Origin of the sequence: Tenebrionibacter intestinalis, assembly GCF_016632365.1 — a bacterium.
Taxonomy (GTDB): domain Bacteria; phylum Pseudomonadota; class Gammaproteobacteria; order Enterobacterales; family Enterobacteriaceae; genus Tenebrionibacter; species Tenebrionibacter intestinalis.
In genome coordinates, this window is sequence record NZ_JAEPBH010000085.1 from 1 (window position 1) to 3779 (window position 3779).

General features: G+C 51.1%; 6 protein-coding genes. All 6 read right to left on the reverse strand.

Going from position 1 to position 3779, the window contains the following annotated elements:
* Positions 1–319, reverse strand: a 319-nt coding sequence (locus tag JJB97_RS17465) for a hypothetical protein (RefSeq protein WP_238715357.1), incomplete at its 3' end; no start/stop codon positions are given.
* Complete coding sequence (locus JJB97_RS17470) at positions 316–1449, reverse strand: hypothetical protein (protein ID WP_238715358.1); 1134 nt, start codon at positions 1447–1449, stop codon at positions 316–318. The genes JJB97_RS17470 and JJB97_RS17465, both read right to left, overlap by 4 nt.
* A gap of 3 nt (positions 1450–1452) precedes the next feature.
* Entirely contained in the window at positions 1453–1713 is a 261-nt protein-coding gene (locus JJB97_RS17475) for a PAAR domain-containing protein (protein WP_238715359.1), read from the reverse strand.
* A gap of 15 nt (positions 1714–1728) precedes the next feature.
* A complete protein-coding gene (locus tag JJB97_RS17480; protein WP_317981530.1) occupies positions 1729–2352 on the reverse strand; it encodes a phosphatase domain-containing putative toxin in 624 nt (207 codons plus the stop codon).
* A 22-nt stretch (positions 2353–2374) separates the two neighbouring features.
* Positions 2375–3409: an SEL1-like repeat protein gene (locus JJB97_RS17485; protein ID WP_238715361.1), complete on the reverse strand. Its 1035-nt coding sequence runs from the start codon at positions 3407–3409 to the stop codon at positions 2375–2377.
* A 36-nt stretch (positions 3410–3445) separates the two neighbouring features.
* Positions 3446–3703, reverse strand: coding sequence for a DUF6396 domain-containing protein (locus JJB97_RS17490; RefSeq protein WP_238715362.1), 258 nt, complete (start codon positions 3701–3703; stop codon positions 3446–3448).
* Positions 3704–3779: the final 76 nt, after the last annotated feature.

A 3779-nucleotide genomic window follows, 5' to 3' on the forward strand; every position in this document is an offset into this window, starting at 1 on the left:
GTCTGCGCTTCCAGCGCCAGCCGTCTTGCTGGCGCAGGTGCTGCTTTAGTTCATTCGTATTAAGCCGCTGGCGTGGCTGAATCCTCTGCGCCTTACTCAGCGGCGGTGCCGTAATGCCTTCCCGGTCAAGCTGGCGCGGCGCGCGGCGCAGCAGCACCAGCGCGGTCGCAAATGCCATGATAAGCAGACCAAAGACTATGACTAACCACCAGAGCAGGGACGGTGTTTCACCCTCCTGAAACACAGACAGCGAAAGCAGGTCACCGCCCCGCCACCACAACAGCGTCAGAGCTATCAGTATCAACAAAAGCCCGATCATACCTGCGCTCCTGAAATGACCTGTTGCAGTCGGTACTCCCCGCCAATAAATGTTAGCAACAGCGAGGACGGCGCAAACCGGCATGCCAATGCCAACTGCACGGCATGGCGCGCCCCTGCGCCATTGCCCAGCGCATTATCCACATCCAGCAGGATGCGGTTATCACAAAGCGCTCCCCGACAAATCAGATGAAGCTTTTCGACTTCTGCGGCAGGCACGGCGCTGTAGCTGGCAACAGCCAGGCCGCGGGCAGGATGCTGCCAGTCAAACATCTGTTGCAGCGCCTGCGAAAGCCCGCCAGGAGGGGATGACAACGGGCGAGGCAGATTGCTTACCGGTGTGTAACGGCGCGCACGACACCAGGCAGGCGATGCCAGCAGCAGACATGCGCCCTCCTCACTTGCAAAAGAAGCTTCACCAAATTCGGTAAAAATCAGGCAAACTGGCTCCTCCGACGCATCATCGCAGGCTGTGGCCAGCCAACTGAAGATATCCGGCGTCTCCAGCGGTTCCACACTGCGGAGCGGCAGATTCAGACTGATGGCCTGTTTCTCAATATCGCCACGCCAGTCATTCTCATCATCCGAAGCGCACCGAAAACGCAATGTAAGCGGCTCACGACACCCGGTCTGCTGCACAAAATCGGCCACTGGCGCCAGGAGACGGGAAAGAAATATCGCGCGTCGCTCCCACTCCGGCAACCCGGCTAGCTGTTCAAAAGCCAGCCGCTGCTGATTATTGACGGGCAACTGGCCGTCCGGGGACAACGATACGCCCTGTTCATCCGGCTGCGTATAATGCGCCGCTGCCAGCACGCTCATTCCCTGATTAACCCACCGCTTCCACTCACAGCGACGCACCGCCAACATGTCGTTACGGGCGCTAACGCGCAGTGAGGAAAATTCATAAACCATAATGCGCACGCCCAGCATTACCAGCCAGAGCAGAAACGGCCCGCCACAGGCCACGGTGAGCAGTTGTGATTTGTTCTGTAGCTGCGCCCCTTCCAGGGTATAAACTGCCAGCAGAAACCCGGCGAGCAGAATAATTAACAATGCAATAGCCCATAGCCACCAGCGCGGACGAGGCGGCAGCGGTGCATCCTCCATGACAGGAATATTCCATTTCACGCGTTATTCTTCTCCTGCTCTCCCCAGGCTGGCAATCAGGCTGCACCCGCATTGCGTGCGAAAGCCGTGCAGGGCCGCCTGCTTATTCCCAATCAGCACCCGTGTGCCGCCGGGCAGGATGGCATTAACGCCGTGTCCCGGCACAGGACACGCCACTTTATCCCCGACCAGCGCCACTTTTTTACCATACATTTCCGGACCGGAGGCGGTGATAACTTTACCACCGTGGTCGGTGGTATCGCCAAGCTGAATAAAGGCGCGCATATGTTCTCCTGCTTTTTATTTAGCGAAAAGGGGGGATGGTTTCAACACCCGTTGGCGAAGGGCATCTACATCAATGGTTTCGATATAACGGGCAATATCGGGATAAAACTGCTCATGATGGCCGTGCGCTGGGTTACGGAGTTCAGCCAACGCATCCGCTTTGGTTACGCGGTCAAATACCAGACGGTATAGCGCGATAATCAGCCCGGTACGATCGCTGCCGTGCCAGCAATGCACCAGAGCTGGTTTCACTGCCCGGTGCAAAATACGTAAAGCCGCTTCAATTTCTGTCTCCCGAAATGCCGCCGTGTTGACAGGAACATGATAAAGAATCAGCGAGGTACCCTGTGCTTCATCCCTGTCGCTGTGCCACTGGCGCAGGTTGAGTACCGTACGGATACCGTATTCTTCAAGCCGGTGCATCTGCCCGGCAGAAGGCTGAGAGGAGCGATAAAGTTCTGGTGTAACGCGATGAAAGTTATCGGGCAGATTTTCAGCCCTGACAGGCGAAAGAAAGAGCAGAATTCCTGTAGATATTAGAGCAATAAGTAACAGGAAATTCGTTCTGCAAAAATACCGATGTGAAATCATCCTTCCTGAATATCCTTCCTTTATTAAGCGCATGGCCTGTCCCTTCATCTGTTTCGTTAATGATTACGTATTATTCCTGAATGGCTTTATTATATTCAAATGTGCCATCCCAGGCTGGTAGTTCTGCTGGCGGCAGGGGAACAATTTTATCTAGATCAGGGAAACGCGCGTCCGGATGATTACGAAGTTCCTTTTGAATTAGCCCATAACGTCGAACCCGCTCAGGGTCTTTAGCCAATGCTAAATAATCCATCCTGTCGGTTGGTAAAGGCCCATTAAATGAGCTTTTGAGTTGCGATGCAGCTATTAAACTGCCATTAACAACTGCCAACTGAAAATACTTAATAGCATTTCCATAGTTTTTATTAGAAAAGTAATTACCTAATCTTAAAGCTGATTCCGGATTGCCTTGTCTTGAAGAGCAATCTAGCATTTTTTCCCCTATATCTGGTCGATATGCAGGATTCGCCCCTATACCTGGCAAATTCTTAGCGAGAAATATAGTTCCAATTTTATATTGACCCTCTGGACTGCCTAAATCCGCAGACTTGCGGAAATACACTATTGATGAGCTTTTATCCTGTTCCACCCCGTAGCCCAATTCTAGATAATAGCCCATAGCGTAATAACCGGCTGGGATATTGAGTTTGATCATACGCTCTACAATTTCTACCGCTTCTTCCGGTGCCGTTTTTCCCGGCAGCGGTTTTACCAGGCCGTCCATCAACAGGTTTTGCAAGTTACGCATGGCTTTATAGTGATCACGGGCAATTGCTTTACGGTACAACGTGCCAATGGCTTCATAATCTTTAGGACCTGAGGCTTTTTCCAGTAGCCGGGCCTGCCGAAACCAAGTGTCTGCCTGTGGGTCTAACTGTGGATGATTGTCTTCCTCATCTACGCAATTAAACTGCAATTTTTCTTCCTGGAGTGTGTTTACCATGTTCTGCCTGTCCTTTTTCTGTTGCCGGTCCTGATACCATTGCGGTAACGTTACTTTAATGCCTGAGCCACCATCCCCAGGGGAACTGACAACCTGTACGCAGCCACACAAGAAAAAAGCCAGGGCAGCAATGGCCGATATTTTTAATGAATTCCGTTTCATTACCCTCTCCTTTATCAATATCAGCAGGTAACACTGTTACTGCTGTGCTTTTTTGTACTCAAAAGTGCCATCCCAGGCTGGTAGTTCTGCTGGCGGCAGGGGAACAATTTTATCAATGTCTGGGAAACGAGCCTCTGGATGATAGCGAAGCTCTTTCTGAATTAACTCATAGCGACGAACTCGTTCTGGATCTTTTTCTAATGCAAGATAATCACTTCTATTTTCTGAAACAGGTCCATTAAAGGAGTCTTTTAACTGCAAAGCTGCTATTGCGTAACCATTTTTCACAGCCATCTGATAATACTTAAGTGATGCTTTATAATTTTTATCTACTAAATAGCTGCGCGGAATAGTAGATCACTTTGAGGGA